The organism is Pseudomonas sp. PvP089 (assembly GCF_017875165.1).
Classification (GTDB): Bacteria; Pseudomonadota; Gammaproteobacteria; order Pseudomonadales; family Pseudomonadaceae; genus Aquipseudomonas; species Aquipseudomonas fortuita.
The window spans coordinates 5,803,835-5,818,855 of the sequence record NZ_JAGGME010000001.1 but is presented as its reverse complement, the minus strand read 5'-3'; the positions used below and the strand labels follow the sequence as shown (position 1 = coordinate 5,818,855).

Here is a 15,021-nt window from a genome sequence, read left to right as displayed (position 1 = left end):
AAACAAGCAGGTGACCAAGCTGGGGAACGCTGATGGCTTACTCATACACTGAGAAAAAACGTATCCGCAAGGACTTTAGCAAGTTGCCGGACGTCATGGATGTGCCTTACCTCCTGGCCATCCAGCTGGATTCGTATCGCGAATTCCTGCAAGCGGGAGCATCCAAGGATCAGTTCCGCGACGTCGGCCTGCACGCGGCCTTCAAATCGGTATTCCCGATCATCAGCTACTCCGGCAATGCTGCCCTGGAGTATGTAGGCTATCGCCTGGGCGAGCCTGCCTTCGATGTGAAGGAATGTGTCCTGCGTGGCGTGACCTTCGCGGTCCCACTGCGGGTCAAGGTGCGCCTGATCATCTTCGACAAGGAATCGTCGAACAAAGCGATCAAGGACATCAAAGAGCAAGAAGTCTACATGGGTGAAATCCCCCTGATGACTGAGAACGGTACCTTCGTTATCAACGGTACCGAGCGTGTGATCGTTTCCCAGCTGCACCGTTCGCCTGGTGTGTTCTTCGACCACGACCGTGGCAAGACTCACAGCTCCGGCAAGCTGCTGTACTCCGCTCGCATCATCCCTTACCGCGGTTCCTGGCTGGACTTCGAATTCGACCCGAAAGACTGCGTGTTCGTACGTATCGACCGTCGCCGCAAACTGCCGGCGTCGGTGCTGTTGCGCGCCCTGGGTTACAGCACTGAAGAAGTGCTGAACACCTTCTACACCACCAACGTGTTCCACATTTCCGGCGAAAAACTCAGCCTGGAACTCGTGCCGCAGCGTCTGCGTGGTGAAGTTGCGGTCATGGACATCCATGACGAAACCGGCAAGGTCATTGTCGAGCAGGGCCGCCGTATTACTGCGCGCCACATCAACCAGCTCGAGAAGGCCGGCGTCAAGCAGCTGGACGTTCCAATGGAATACGTCCTGGGTCGCACCACTGCCAAGGCCATCGTGCACCCGGCTACTGGCGAGATCCTGGCTGAGTGCAATACCGAGCTGACCACTGATCTGCTGATCAAAGTCGCCAAGGCACAGGTCGTCCGTATCGAGACCCTGTACACCAACGACATTGATTGCGGTCCGTTCATCTCCGACACCCTGAAGATCGACACCACCAGCAACCAGCTGGAAGCCCTGGTCGAGATCTACCGCATGATGCGTCCAGGCGAGCCGCCGACCAAGGATGCCGCCGAGACCCTGTTCAACAACCTGTTCTTCAGCGCCGAGCGTTACGACCTGTCCGCTGTCGGTCGCATGAAGTTCAACCGTCGTATCGGTCGTACCGAGATCGAAGGTTCAGGCGTGCTGAGCAAGGAAGACATCGTCGAGGTCCTCAAGACCCTGGTCGATATCCGTAACGGCAAAGGCATCGTCGACGACATCGACCACCTGGGTAACCGTCGCGTACGTTGCGTCGGCGAGATGGCCGAGAACCAGTTCCGCGTTGGCCTGGTGCGTGTAGAGCGCGCGGTCAAGGAACGTCTGTCGATGGCGGAAAGCGAAGGCTTGATGCCGCAGGACCTGATCAACGCCAAGCCGGTTGCGGCGGCGGTGAAAGAGTTCTTCGGTTCCAGCCAGCTGTCCCAGTTCATGGACCAGAACAACCCGCTCTCCGAGATCACCCACAAGCGCCGCGTCTCTGCGCTCGGCCCGGGCGGTCTGACCCGTGAGCGTGCTGGCTTCGAAGTCCGTGACGTACACCCGACTCACTACGGCCGTGTGTGCCCGATCGAGACCCCTGAAGGTCCGAACATCGGTCTGATCAACTCCCTGGCGGCCTATGCCCGCACCAACCAGTACGGCTTCCTGGAAAGCCCGTACCGTGTGGTGAAGGAAGGCGTTGTCAGCGACGACATCGTGTTCCTGTCGGCAATCGAAGAAGCGGATCACGTCATCGCCCAGGCTTCGGCCGCGATGAACGACAAGAAGCAACTGATCGATGAGCTGGTAGCTGTTCGTCACCTGAACGAATTCACCGTCAAGGCGCCGGAAGACGTCACCCTGATGGACGTTTCGCCGAAGCAGGTAGTTTCCGTTGCTGCGTCGCTGATTCCGTTCCTCGAGCACGACGACGCCAACCGTGCGTTGATGGGTTCGAACATGCAGCGTCAGGCTGTACCGACCCTGCGTGCTGACAAGCCGCTGGTAGGTACCGGCATGGAGCGCAACGTTGCCCGTGACTCCGGTGTCTGCGTGGTTGCTCGCCGTGGTGGCGTGATCGACTCGGTCGACGCCAGCCGTATCGTTGTTCGCGTCAACGACGACGAGGTGGAAACCGGCGAAGCAGGTGTAGATATCTACAACCTGACCAAGTACACCCGCTCGAACCAGAACACCTGCATCAACCAGCGTCCGCTGGTCAGCAAGGGTGACAAGGTTCAGCGTAGCGACATCATGGCCGACGGCCCGTCCACCGACATGGGTGAGCTGGCACTGGGTCAGAACATGCGCATCGCGTTCATGGCGTGGAACGGCTTCAACTTCGAAGACTCCATCTGCCTGTCCGAGCGTGTGGTCCAGGAAGATCGCTTCACCACCATCCACATTCAGGAACTGACCTGTGTGGCGCGTGACACCAAGCTTGGCCCAGAGGAAATCACTGCGGACATCCCGAACGTGGGTGAAGCTGCACTGAACAAACTGGACGAAGCCGGTATTGTCTACGTGGGTGCTGAAGTCGGCGCTGGTGACATCCTGGTTGGCAAGGTCACGCCAAAAGGCGAAACCCAGCTGACTCCGGAAGAAAAACTGCTGCGCGCAATCTTCGGTGAGAAGGCGAGCGACGTTAAAGACACCTCCCTGCGCGTGCCAACTGGCACCAAGGGCACTGTCATTGACGTACAGGTCTTCACCCGTGATGGCGTCGAGCGCGATAGCCGCGCTCTGGCCATCGAGAAGATGCAGCTGGACGAGATTCGCAAGGACCTCAACGAAGAGTTCCGCATCGTCGAAGGTGCAACCTTCGAGCGTCTGCGTTCTGCCCTGAACGGCCAGGTGGTCGACGGTGGCGCGGGCCTGAAGAAAGGCACCGTGGTCACCGACGAAGTGCTGGACGGTCTGGAGCACGGCCAGTGGTTCAAACTGCGCATGGCTGAAGATGCACTGAATGAGCAGCTGGAAAAGGCTCAACAGTACATCGTCGACCGTCGCCGTCTGCTGGACGACAAGTTCGAAGACAAGAAGCGCAAGCTGCAGCAGGGCGATGACCTGGCTCCGGGCGTACTGAAGATCGTCAAGGTCTACCTGGCAATTCGCCGTCGCATCCAGCCGGGTGACAAGATGGCTGGTCGTCACGGTAACAAGGGTGTTGTCTCGGTCATCATGCCGGTTGAAGACATGCCGCACGATGCCAACGGTACTCCGGTCGACGTCGTACTGAACCCGCTGGGTGTACCTTCGCGTATGAACGTTGGTCAGATCCTTGAAACCCACCTGGGCCTCGCGGCCAAGGGCCTGGGCGAAAAGATCGACCGCATGATCGAAGAGCAACGCAAGGCTGCTGAGCTGCGCGTATTCCTGACCGAGGTCTACAACGAGATCGGCGGTCGTCAGGAAAACCTCGCCGAGTTCACCGACGAAGAGATCCTGGCCCTGGCACACAACCTGAAGAAGGGCGTGCCGATGGCTACTCCGGTCTTCGATGGTGCCAAGGAAAGCGAGATCAAGGCCATGCTGAAGCTGGCTGATCTGCCAGAGAGCGGCCAGATGGTGCTGTTCGATGGCCGCACCGGCAACAAGTTCGAGCGTCCGGTGACCGTTGGTTACATGTACATGCTCAAGCTGAACCACTTGGTGGACGACAAGATGCACGCGCGTTCCACTGGTTCCTACAGCCTGGTTACCCAGCAGCCGCTGGGTGGTAAGGCGCAGTTCGGTGGTCAGCGTTTCGGGGAGATGGAAGTGTGGGCGCTGGAAGCATATGGCGCGGCATACACCCTGCAAGAAATGCTCACAGTGAAGTCGGACGACGTGAACGGCCGTACCAAGATGTACAAGAACATCGTGGATGGCGATCACCGTATGGAGCCGGGCATGCCCGAGTCCTTCAACGTGTTGATCAAAGAGATCCGTTCGCTCGGTATCGATATCGATCTGGAAACCGAATAACACGTGACGCGAAGGGGGGTGGGGCAGGTAATGCCCGCTCCCTGCTCCGCCAGGAGGAAAGGCCTTGAAAGACCTACTGAATTTGCTGAAAAACCAGGGTCAAGTCGAAGAGTTCGACGCCATCCGTATCGGTCTGGCGTCGCCTGAAATGATCCGTTCGTGGTCGTTCGGTGAAGTTAAGAAGCCGGAAACCATCAACTACCGTACGTTCAAACCTGAGCGTGACGGCCTGTTCTGCGCCAAGATCTTTGGCCCAGTCAAGGACTACGAGTGCCTGTGCGGCAAGTACAAGCGCCTCAAGCACCGCGGCGTGATCTGCGAGAAGTGCGGCGTTGAAGTTGCCCTGGCCAAGGTTCGTCGTGAGCGCATGGCGCACATCGAACTGGCCTCGCCGGTCGCCCACATCTGGTTCCTGAAGTCGCTGCCGTCCCGTATCGGCCTGCTGATGGACATGACCCTGCGTGATATCGAACGCGTGCTCTACTTCGAGAGCTATGTCGTTATCGACCCAGGCATGACCACCCTGGAAAAGGGCCAGCTGCTGAACGACGAGCAGTACTTCGAAGCGCTGGAAGAGTTCGGTGACGATTTCGATGCCCGCATGGGTGCTGAAGCTGTCCGCGAACTGCTGCACGCTATCGACCTGGAGCACGAGATCGGTCGCCTGCGCGAAGAGATTCCGCAGACCAACTCGGAAACCAAGATCAAGAAGCTGTCCAAGCGCCTGAAGCTGATGGAAGCTTTCCAGGGCTCGGGCAACCTGCCTGAGTGGATGGTCCTGACCGTCCTGCCAGTACTGCCACCGGACCTGCGTCCGCTGGTCCCGCTGGATGGCGGCCGCTTCGCGACCTCCGACCTGAACGACCTGTATCGTCGGGTGATCAACCGTAACAACCGTCTGAAGCGCCTGCTGGATCTGTCGGCGCCAGACATCATCGTGCGCAACGAAAAGCGCATGCTGCAGGAGGCGGTCGACGCCCTGCTGGACAACGGCCGTCGCGGTCGCGCCATCACTGGCTCGAACAAGCGTCCGCTGAAGTCGCTGGCTGACATGATCAAAGGTAAGCAAGGTCGCTTCCGTCAGAACTTGCTCGGTAAGCGTGTGGACTACTCTGGCCGTTCGGTAATTACCGTAGGCCCGACCCTGCGTCTGCACCAGTGCGGTCTGCCGAAGAAGATGGCCCTCGAGCTGTTCAAACCGTTCATTTTCGGCAAGCTGGAAATGCGTGGTCTGGCGACCACCATCAAGGCTGCCAAGAAGATGGTCGAGCGCGAGCTGCCAGAGGTGTGGGACGTTCTCGCCGAAGTGATTCGCGAACACCCCGTACTGCTCAACCGTGCACCGACCCTGCACCGTCTGGGTATCCAGGCTTTTGAACCGGTTCTGATCGAAGGTAAGGCTATCCAGCTGCACCCACTGGTCTGTGCCGCGTACAACGCCGACTTCGACGGTGACCAGATGGCCGTTCACGTGCCGCTGACGCTGGAAGCCCAGCTCGAAGCGCGCGCGCTGATGATGTCGACCAACAACATCCTGTCGCCAGCCAACGGTGAGCCAATCATCGTACCGTCGCAGGACGTGGTACTGGGTCTGTATTACATGACCCGTGAAGCCATCAACGCCAAGGGCGAAGGTCGCGTATTTGCCGACCTGCAGGAAGTCGACCGCGTATTCCGCGCCGGCGAAGCTGCGCTGCACGCGAAAATCAAGGTTCGTATCAACGAAACCGTGAAAGATCGCGACGGCAGCGTTACCAAGAACACCCGTATTGTCGACACCACGGTCGGCCGTGCGCTGCTGTTCCAGGTTGTACCGGCAGGCCTGCCGTACGACGTGGTCAACCAGCCGATGAAGAAGAAGGCGATCTCCAAGCTGATCAACCAGTGCTACCGCGTGGTTGGTCTGAAAGAGACCGTTATCTTCGCTGACCAGCTGATGTACACCGGTTTCGCTTACTCCACCATCTCTGGCGTGTCCATTGGTGTGAACGACTTTGTCATCCCTGATGAGAAAGCGCGCATCATCAACAGCGCTACCGATGAAGTGAAAGAAATCGAAAGCCAGTACGCCTCCGGCCTGGTAACCCAGGGCGAGAAGTACAACAAGGTCATCGACTTGTGGTCGAAGGCGAACGACGAAGTGTCCAAGGCGATGATGGCCAACCTCTCGAAAGAGAAGGTCATCGACCGCGAAGGCAAAGAAGTCGAGCAAGAGTCCTTCAACTCGATGTACATGATGGCTGACTCTGGTGCGCGGGGTTCCGCAGCCCAGATCCGTCAGCTGGCCGGTATGCGTGGCCTGATGGCCAAGCCGGACGGCTCGATCATCGAGACGCCGATCACTGCGAACTTCCGTGAAGGTCTGAGCGTACTCCAGTACTTCATCTCGACTCACGGTGCTCGTAAAGGTCTGGCGGATACCGCGTTGAAGACTGCGAACTCCGGTTACCTGACCCGTCGTCTGGTAGACGTTGCGCAAGACCTGGTTGTAACCGAGATCGATTGCGGTACCGACCATGGCTTGCTGATGACTCCGCACATTGAAGGCGGTGACGTTGTAGAGCCGCTGGGTGAGCGTGTACTGGGCCGTGTCATTGCCCGTGACGTGTTCAAGCCAGGCACCGAGGACGTCATCGTTCCGGCCGGTACGCTGGTAGACGAGCAGTGGGTCGAGTTCATCGAGCTGAACAGCATCGACGAAGTTATCGTGCGTTCGCCGATCAACTGCGAAACCCGCTACGGCATCTGCGCCAAGTGCTACGGTCGTGACCTGGCGCGTGGTCACCAGGTGAACATCGGTGAAGCTGTCGGCGTTATCGCTGCTCAGTCGATCGGTGAGCCGGGTACCCAGCTGACCATGCGTACGTTCCACATCGGTGGTGCTGCGAGCCGTACTTCGGCTGCCGACAGCGTCCAGGTGAAGAACGGCGGTATGGTACGTCTGCACAACCTGAAGCAGGTCGTGCGTGCCGATGGCAACCTGGTTGCTGTGTCGCGTTCTGGCGAGCTGGCCATTGCTGACGAATTCGGTCGTGAGCGTGAGCGTTACAAGCTGCCTTACGGTGCGGTAATTTCGGTCAAGGAAGGTGAGAAGGTCGAAGCTGGCGCCATCGTCGCCAAGTGGGACCCGCACACCCACCCGATCGTTACCGAGCTGAAAGGTACCGTGACCTTCGTGGGCATGGAAGAAAACATCACCATCAAGCGCCAGACCGACGAACTGACCGGCCTGACCAACATTGAAGTACTGGACGTCAAGGATCGCCCTGCCGCAGGCAAGGAAATCCGTCCGGCAATCAAGATGGTCGACGCCAATGGCAAGGACCTGTACCTGCCAGGTACCGATGTACCGGCGCAGTACTTCCTGCCAGCCAACGCCTTGGTTGGTGTTGCTGACGGTGCCCAGATCGGTGTTGGTGACGTTATCGCGCGTATCCCGCAAGAAACGTCGAAGACCCGTGACATCACCGGTGGTCTGCCACGCGTAGCTGACTTGTTCGAAGCGCGTCGTCCGAAAGAAGCCTCGATTCTGGCTGAAGTCAGCGGCACCATCGCGTTCGGTAAAGAGACCAAGGGCAAGCGTCGCCTGGTCATCACGCCGACCGACGGCAGCGATCCGTACGAAGAGCTGATTCCGAAGTGGCGCCACCTGAACGTCTTCGAAGGTGAACAGGTAAACCGCGGCGAAGTTATCTCCGACGGCCCGAGCGATCCGCACGACATCCTGCGTCTGCTGGGTGTGAGCGCGCTGGCGAAGTACATCGTCAACGAGATCCAGGACGTTTACCGTCTGCAAGGCGTGAAGATCAACGACAAGCACATCGAGACCATCCTGCGTCAGATGCTGCGCAAGGTCGAGATCTCCGAGTCGGGCGATTCCAGCTTCATCAAGGGCGACCAGATGGAACTGACTCACGTACTGGTCGAGAACGAGCGTCTCGCCAGCGAAGACAAGTTCATCTCGAAGTTCACTCGCGTGTTGTTGGGTATCACCAAGGCGTCGCTGTCGACCGAATCGTTCATCTCCGCGGCTTCCTTCCAGGAAACCACCCGCGTACTGACCGAAGCGGCGGTAACCGGCAAGCGCGATTACCTGCGCGGCCTGAAAGAGAACGTGGTCGTGGGTCGTCTGATCCCGGCCGGTACCGGTCTGGCCTACCACAGCGAGCGCAAGCGTCGCCGTGAAGCCGACAAACCGCTGCGTGTAAGCGCCAGTGAGGTGGAAGCCGCACTGACCGAAGCGCTGAATTCCAGCGGTAACTAAGTACAGGGCAGGGCCCCGGCAAGCTTCGATCGACCATCGGCGACATGAAATGTTGCCGATGATCGGGCGAGGAGGGCCGGGGCCTTGTCTTGACTGGGTGCAAGATCCTCCGTAGACTTTTGTACCCTTAAATTTGGTGAGGCTCCGTCTCGCCAATTTTTGGCTTTCTTGCAAGACAATAGAGTCGCAAGACAATCAGTGGAGCTAGTAGATGGCAACTATCAACCAGCTGGTACGTCAGCCGCGTAAGCGTTCGGTCGAGAAGTCCGACGTTCCTGCGCTGCAGAACTGCCCGCAACGTCGTGGCGTGTGCACCCGTGTGTACACCACCACGCCGAAAAAACCTAACTCGGCACTGCGTAAAGTATGCCGTGTGCGTCTGACCAACGGTTTCGAGGTTTCCTCGTACATCGGCGGTGAAGGCCACAACCTGCAAGAGCACAGCGTCGTCCTGATCCGTGGCGGCCGTGTAAAAGACTTGCCAGGTGTTCGTTACCACACCGTTCGCGGCTCTCTGGATACTTCGGGCGTCAAAGGCCGTAACCAGGGTCGTTCGAAGTACGGTACCAAGCGTCCGAAGTAATCGGCCGTTTGCACATATCCATTTTTTTGAGTCGATAAGAGTAAGGTCGGGCAGGGGTCGAAGACCCACGTCCCGGGCTAACCTGAAGACCGTTTGAGGGCTTATCATGCCAAGACGTCGTGTAGCAGCAAAACGTGAGATTCTGGACGATCCTAAATACGGATCCCAAATCCTCGCCAAGTTCATGAACCACGTGATGGAAAGCGGCAAGAAGGCTGTAGCCGAGCGCATCGTTTACGGTGCCCTGGATACCGTCAAAGCACGCAAGAACAGCGACCCCCTGGAAATCTTCGAGAAAGCTCTCGACGCCATCGCTCCGCTGGTCGAAGTAAAGTCCCGCCGTGTCGGCGGTGCCACTTACCAGGTCCCGGTTGAAGTTCGTCCATCCCGTCGTAATGCTCTGGCAATGCGCTGGCTCGTAGACTACGCCCGCAAGCGTGGCGAGAAGTCGATGGCTCTGCGCCTGGCTGGCGAGCTGCTGGATGCTGCTGAAGGCAAAGGTGCTGCAGTCAAGAAGCGTGAAGACGTTCACCGTATGGCTGAAGCCAACAAAGCGTTCTCGCACTACCGCTTCTAATTCAAGCATCAATCATTTTGCGAGGGCTTTATGGCTCGTACTACAGCAATTAACCGCTATCGTAACATTGGTATCTGTGCCCACGTTGACGCGGGCAAGACCACCACTACCGAGCGGATCCTGTTCTACACAGGTCTGAGCCACAAGATGGGCGAGGTGCATGATGGCGCCGCGACCACCGACTGGATGGTGCAGGAGCAGGAGCGGGGTATCACCATTACCTCCGCTGCCGTTACCACCTTCTGGAAAGGCTCTGTTGGTCAGTATGACAACTACCGTGTAAACGTCATCGATACCCCTGGCCACGTTGACTTCACTATTGAAGTAGAGCGTTCGCTGCGCGTACTCGACGGCGCTGTCGTTGTGTTCTGCGGTACCTCCGGCGTTGAGCCTCAGTCCGAAACCGTATGGCGTCAGGCCAACAAGTACGGCGTTCCACGTGTTGTCTACGTGAACAAGATGGACCGTGCCGGTGCAAACTTCCTGCGCGTCGTAGGTCAGATCAAGAACCGTCTGGGTCACACCCCGGTTCCTGTTCAGCTGGCCATCGGTTCGGAAGATAACTTCCAGGGTCAGGTTGACCTGATCAAGATGAAGGCTATCTACTGGAACGACGACGACAAAGGCACCACTTATCGCGAGGAAGAAATTCCTGCCGATATGCTGGAGCTGGCTCAAGAGTGGCGCTCCAACATGGTTGAAGCGGCTGCCGAGTCCAGCGAAGAGCTGATGAACAAGTACCTGGAAGGCGAAGAGCTGACCGTCGAAGAGATCAAAGCCGGTCTGCGCGCGCGCACCCTGGCCAGCGAAATCGTACCGGCTGTCTGCGGTTCGTCGTTCAAGAACAAGGGTGTTCCCCTGGTTCTCGACGCCGTCATCGACTACCTGCCAGCTCCGACCGAGATTCCTGCGATCCAGGGTATCAACCCGGATGACAAGGAACTGGACAAAGAAGATCCGGCTGTTCGTAAAGACGTGCGTCACGCTGACGACGACGAGCCGTTCTCGGCTCTGGCGTTCAAGATCGCGACTGACCCGTTCGTGGGTACTCTGACCTTCGTTCGCGTCTACTCGGGTGTTCTGACCTCCGGTGACTCCGTCATCAACTCGGTCAAGGGCAAGAAAGAGCGCGTTGGTCGTATGGTGCAGATGCACGCCAACCAGCGTGAAGAAATCAAGGAAGTGCGCGCTGGCGACATCGCTGCACTGATCGGCATGAAGGACGTGACCACGGGCGAAACCCTGTGCAACGCCGACAAGCCAATCATCCTTGAGCGTATGGACTTCCCTGAGCCGGTCATTTCGCTCTCCGTAGAGCCGAAAACCAAGGCTGACCAGGAGAAGATGGGTATTGCACTGGGCAAGCTGGCCCAGGAAGACCCGTCGTTCCGCGTCAAGACCGACGAAGAGACTGGCCAGACCATCATCTCGGGTATGGGTGAGCTGCACCTGGACATCCTCGTTGACCGCATGAAGCGCGAGTTCAACGTCGAAGCCAACATCGGCAAGCCGCAGGTTTCGTACCGCGAGAAGATCACCAAGTCCAACGTCGAGATCGAAGGCAAGTTCGTTCGTCAGTCGGGCGGTCGTGGTCAGTTCGGTCACTGCTGGATCCGTTTCTCGGAGCCGGATCAGGACGAAAAAGGCAACATCACCGAAGGTCTGGTGTTCTCCAACGAAGTCGTTGGTGGTGTGATTCCTAAGGAATTCATCGCCCCGATCCAGAAGGGTATCGAAGAGCAGATGAAGAACGGCGTTGTTGCCGGCTATCCTCTGATCGGCCTGAAGGCCGCGGTATTCGATGGTTCGTATCACGACGTCGACTCCAACGAAATGGCGTTCAAAATCGCCGCTTCGATGGCGACCAAGCAACTGGCCCAGAAGGGCGGTGGCGTGGTTCTCGAGCCGATCATGAAGGTTGAAGTTGTAACCCCGGAAGACTACCTGGGTGACGTGATGGGTGACCTGAACCGTCGTCGTGGTCTGGTCCAGGGTATGGATGAATCGGTCTCTGGCCGTGTCGTCCGCGCTGAAGTACCGCTCGGAGAGATGTTCGGTTACGCAACCGACGTTCGTTCCATGTCTCAGGGTCGCGCAAGCTACTCCATGGAATTCTCCAAATACGCCGAAGCTCCGTCGAACATCGTCGAAGCACTCGTTAAAAAACAAGGCTAATCCCCTTTAGGCAAGAGGTTCACTGTCGTGGCTAAAGAAAAATTTGATCGTTCCCTTCCCCACGTTAACGTCGGCACTATCGGCCACGTTGACCACGGTAAGACCACTCTGACCGCAGCTCTGACTCGCGTCTGCTCCGAAGTTTTCGGTTCGGCAGTCGTTGAGTTCGACAAGATCGACTCGGCTCCGGAAGAAAAAGCGCGCGGTATCACCATCAACACCGCTCACGTCGAGTACAACTCGAACATTCGTCACTACGCTCACGTTGACTGCCCAGGTCACGCTGACTACGTGAAGAACATGATCACCGGTGCTGCCCAGATGGACGGCGCGATCCTGGTTTGCTCGGCCGCCGATGGTCCGATGCCACAAACCCGTGAGCACATCCTGCTGTCCCGTCAGGTTGGCGTTCCGTACATCGTGGTCTTCCTGAACAAGGCTGACCTGGTAGACGACGCTGAGCTGCTGGAACTGGTTGAGATGGAAGTTCGCGACCTGCTGTCCACCTATGACTTCCCAGGCGACGACACCCCGATCATCATCGGTTCGGCTCGTATGGCGCTGGAAGGCAAAGACGACAACGAGATGGGCACCTCCGCCGTCAAGAAGCTGGTTGAAACTCTGGACAGCTACATCCCAGAGCCAGAGCGTGCTATCGACAAGCCGTTCCTGATGCCAATCGAAGACGTATTCTCGATTTCGGGTCGTGGTACCGTTGTTACCGGTCGTATCGAGCGTGGTATCGTCCGCGTTCAGGATCCGCTGGAAATCGTTGGTCTGCGTGACACCACCACCACCACCTGCACCGGTGTTGAGATGTTCCGCAAGCTGCTGGACGAAGGTCGTGCTGGCGAGAACTGCGGCGTTCTGCTGCGTGGTACCAAGCGTGACGACGTTGAGCGTGGCCAGGTTCTGGTCAAGCCAGGTTCGGTCAAGCCGCACACCAAGTTCACCGCAGAAGTCTACGTCCTGTCGAAGGAAGAAGGCGGTCGTCACACTCCGTTCTTCAAAGGCTACCGTCCTCAGTTCTACTTCCGTACCACTGACGTGACCGGTAACTGCGAACTGCCGGAAGGCGTTGAAATGGTAATGCCAGGTGACAACATTCAGATGACTGTTACCCTGATCAAGACCATCGCAATGGAAGACGGTCTGCGCTTCGCTATCCGTGAAGGCGGTCGTACCGTCGGCGCCGGCGTCGTAGCCAAAATCATCGAGTAATCACTCGACCGATTGAAAAAGGCCTCCGCTCAGCGGGGGCTTTTTTTATTGGGTTGACACTAAATTGGGGCGTCTATAGAATCACGCCTCCTTTTAGCGGGCGTAGTGCGTCCGTTGGGAACAGCCTGGAGTCTGAAATCCAATGCAAAATCAGCAAATCCGTATCAGGTTGAAGGCTTTCGACCATCGCCTGATCGACCAATCCACCCAGGAAATCGTGGAAACCGCGAAACGTACTGGTGCACAAGTGCGTGGTCCGATTCCACTGCCTACCCGCAAAGAGCGTTTCACCGTTCTGGTCTCCCCGCACGTCAACAAAGACGCGCGTGACCAGTACGAGATTCGCACTCATAAGCGTGTTCTGGACATCGTCCAGCCAACGGATAAAACCGTTGACGCGCTGATGAAGCTTGATCTGGCGGCAGGTGTGGAAGTTCAGATCAGCCTCGGCTAAGACTTCGGTCTAGTCGTGTAACGCTCTGAAATGGGCGGCCATAGCGGGTGAAAGCCCCGTACACTCATGAGGTTTACAACATGACTATTGGTGTAATCGGTCGCAAATGCGGTATGACCCGCATTTTCACCGAAGAAGGTGTCTCCATTCCGGTCACGGTCATTGAGATCGAGCCGAATCGCGTCACCCAGTTCAAAACTGAGGAAACCGATGGCTACCGTGCAGTGCAAGTCACTGTCGGCGAGCGTCGTGCTTCGCGTGTGACTGCCGCTCAGGCAGGCCACTTCGCCAAAGCTAACGTTGCCGCTGGTCGCGGTGTTTGGGAGTTCCGTCTTGAAGAAGGCGATTTCCAGGCTGGCGATCTGATCAAAGCTGAACTCTTCACTGCAGGCCAGCTGGTAGACGTTACTGGTCAGTCCAAAGGTAAAGGCTTCGCCGGTACCATCAAGCGCTGGAACTTCCGTGGTCAGGACAACACCCACGGTAACTCCGTGTCGCACCGTGTGCCTGGTTCCATCGGCCAGTGCCAGACTCCTGGTCGTGTGTTCAAGGGCAAGAAAATGTCCGGTCACATGGGCGCCGAGCGCGTGACTGTTCAGTCCCTGGAAGTAGTTCGCGTAGACGCTGAACGCAACCTGCTGCTCGTCAAGGGTGCCGTTCCTGGCGCTACTGGCGGCGACGTGGTTGTACGTCCAGCTGTCAAGGCTCGCGGTTAAGGGGAAACTGACATGCAACTCAATGTAAATGACGCTCAGGCGATCGAAGTTTCCGAACTGACTTTCGGTGGCGAATTCAACGAGACGCTGGTACACCAAGCAGTCGTGGCCTACATGGCCGGCGGCCGTCAGGGCACCAAGCAGCAAAAGACCCGTTCCGACGTGGCTGGTGGCGGTAAGCGCCCATGGCGTCAGAAGGGTACTGGCCGTGCTCGTGCTGGTACCACTCGTGGTCCGATCTGGCGTGGCGGTGGTGTAACCTTCGCAGCTCGCCCTCAAGATCACTCGCAAAAGCTCAACAAGAAGATGTATCGCGCAGCTCTGCGCTCCATCCTCGCTGAGCTGGTGCGTAGCGACCGTCTGGTCGTGGTTCAGGACTTCGCTGTTGAAGCACCGAAAACCAAAGATCTGCTGAACAAGCTGAACGGCATGGGTCTGAGCGACGTACTGATCGTTTCCGACGCTGTTGATCAGAACCTGTACCTGGCTGCTCGCAACCTGCCGCACGTCGACGTACGTGACGTACAAGGTTCCGACCCGGTCAGTCTGATCGCATACGAGAAAGTGTTGATCACTGTCTCGGCCGTGAAGAAATTCGAGGAGCTGCTGGGATGAACCAGGAACGCGTATTTAAAGTCCTCCTTGGCCCGCACGTTTCCGAGAAGGCTACCGTTCTGGCTGAGAAAAAAGGCCAGTTCGTATTCAAGGTTGCTACCGATGCAACCAAGCTGGAAATCAAGAAAGCTGTCGAAGGCCTGTTCAACGTAAAAGTTGAAAACGTGTCGACTGTTAACGTTCTGGGTAAAACCAAGCGTACCGCACGTGGTCTGGGCAAGCGTAATGACTGGAAGAAGGCGATCGTCTCCCTTCAGCCAGGCCAAGATCTCGATTTCAGCAGCAGTGCTGAGTAAGGAAGGGGTGCATC

Annotated in this window: 10 protein-coding genes; all 10 read left to right on the top strand. The window is 57.6% G+C overall.

Going from position 1 to position 15,021, the window contains the following annotated elements:
• The first annotated feature begins 32 nt into the window (after positions 1-32).
• The 10 genes from rpoB (at position 33) to rplW (ending at position 15,007) form a co-directional block, all read left to right on the top strand.
• The gene (gene rpoB, locus J3A71_RS26590) at positions 33-4,106 is read left to right on the top strand and encodes a DNA-directed RNA polymerase subunit beta (RefSeq protein WP_016484650.1); all 4,074 of its coding nucleotides are present in this window, start codon (positions 33-35) and stop codon (positions 4,104-4,106) included.
• A gap of 64 nt (positions 4,107-4,170) precedes the next feature.
• Positions 4,171-8,370: a DNA-directed RNA polymerase subunit beta' gene (gene rpoC, locus J3A71_RS26585; RefSeq protein WP_016484651.1), complete on the top strand. Its 4,200-nt coding sequence runs from the start codon at positions 4,171-4,173 to the stop codon at positions 8,368-8,370.
• 211 nt (positions 8,371-8,581) lie between these two features.
• Positions 8,582-8,953 carry a 30S ribosomal protein S12 gene (gene rpsL / locus J3A71_RS26580; RefSeq protein WP_003255492.1) on the top strand — a complete coding sequence of 124 codons (372 nt, stop codon included), beginning with the start codon at positions 8,582-8,584 and terminating at the stop codon, positions 8,951-8,953.
• A 106-nt stretch (positions 8,954-9,059) separates the two neighbouring features.
• Entirely contained in the window at positions 9,060-9,530 is a 471-nt protein-coding gene (rpsG, locus tag J3A71_RS26575) for a 30S ribosomal protein S7 (RefSeq protein ID WP_003246741.1), read from the top strand.
• 30 nt (positions 9,531-9,560) lie between these two features.
• A complete protein-coding gene (gene fusA / locus J3A71_RS26570; protein ID WP_016484652.1) occupies positions 9,561-11,705 on the top strand; it encodes an elongation factor G in 2,145 nt (714 codons plus the stop codon).
• Positions 11,706-11,732: 27 nt separating this feature from the next.
• Positions 11,733-12,926, top strand: a complete 1,194-nt coding sequence (gene tuf, locus J3A71_RS26565; protein WP_016484647.1) for an elongation factor Tu — start codon at positions 11,733-11,735, stop codon at positions 12,924-12,926.
• A 142-nt stretch (positions 12,927-13,068) separates the two neighbouring features.
• Positions 13,069-13,380 carry a 30S ribosomal protein S10 gene (gene rpsJ, locus J3A71_RS26560; RefSeq protein ID WP_003186070.1) on the top strand — a complete coding sequence of 104 codons (312 nt, stop codon included), beginning with the start codon at positions 13,069-13,071 and terminating at the stop codon, positions 13,378-13,380.
• Positions 13,381-13,460: 80 nt separating this feature from the next.
• Positions 13,461-14,096, top strand: a complete 636-nt coding sequence (gene rplC / locus J3A71_RS26555; protein ID WP_003257089.1) for a 50S ribosomal protein L3 — start codon at positions 13,461-13,463, stop codon at positions 14,094-14,096.
• A 12-nt stretch (positions 14,097-14,108) separates the two neighbouring features.
• Entirely contained in the window at positions 14,109-14,711 is a 603-nt protein-coding gene (rplD, locus tag J3A71_RS26550; protein ID WP_003255485.1) for a 50S ribosomal protein L4, read from the top strand.
• A complete protein-coding gene (gene rplW, locus J3A71_RS26545; RefSeq protein ID WP_003255484.1) occupies positions 14,708-15,007 on the top strand; it encodes a 50S ribosomal protein L23 in 300 nt (99 codons plus the stop codon). The genes rplD and rplW overlap by 4 nt, the downstream gene beginning before the upstream one ends.
• Positions 15,008-15,021 lie beyond the last annotated feature (14 nt).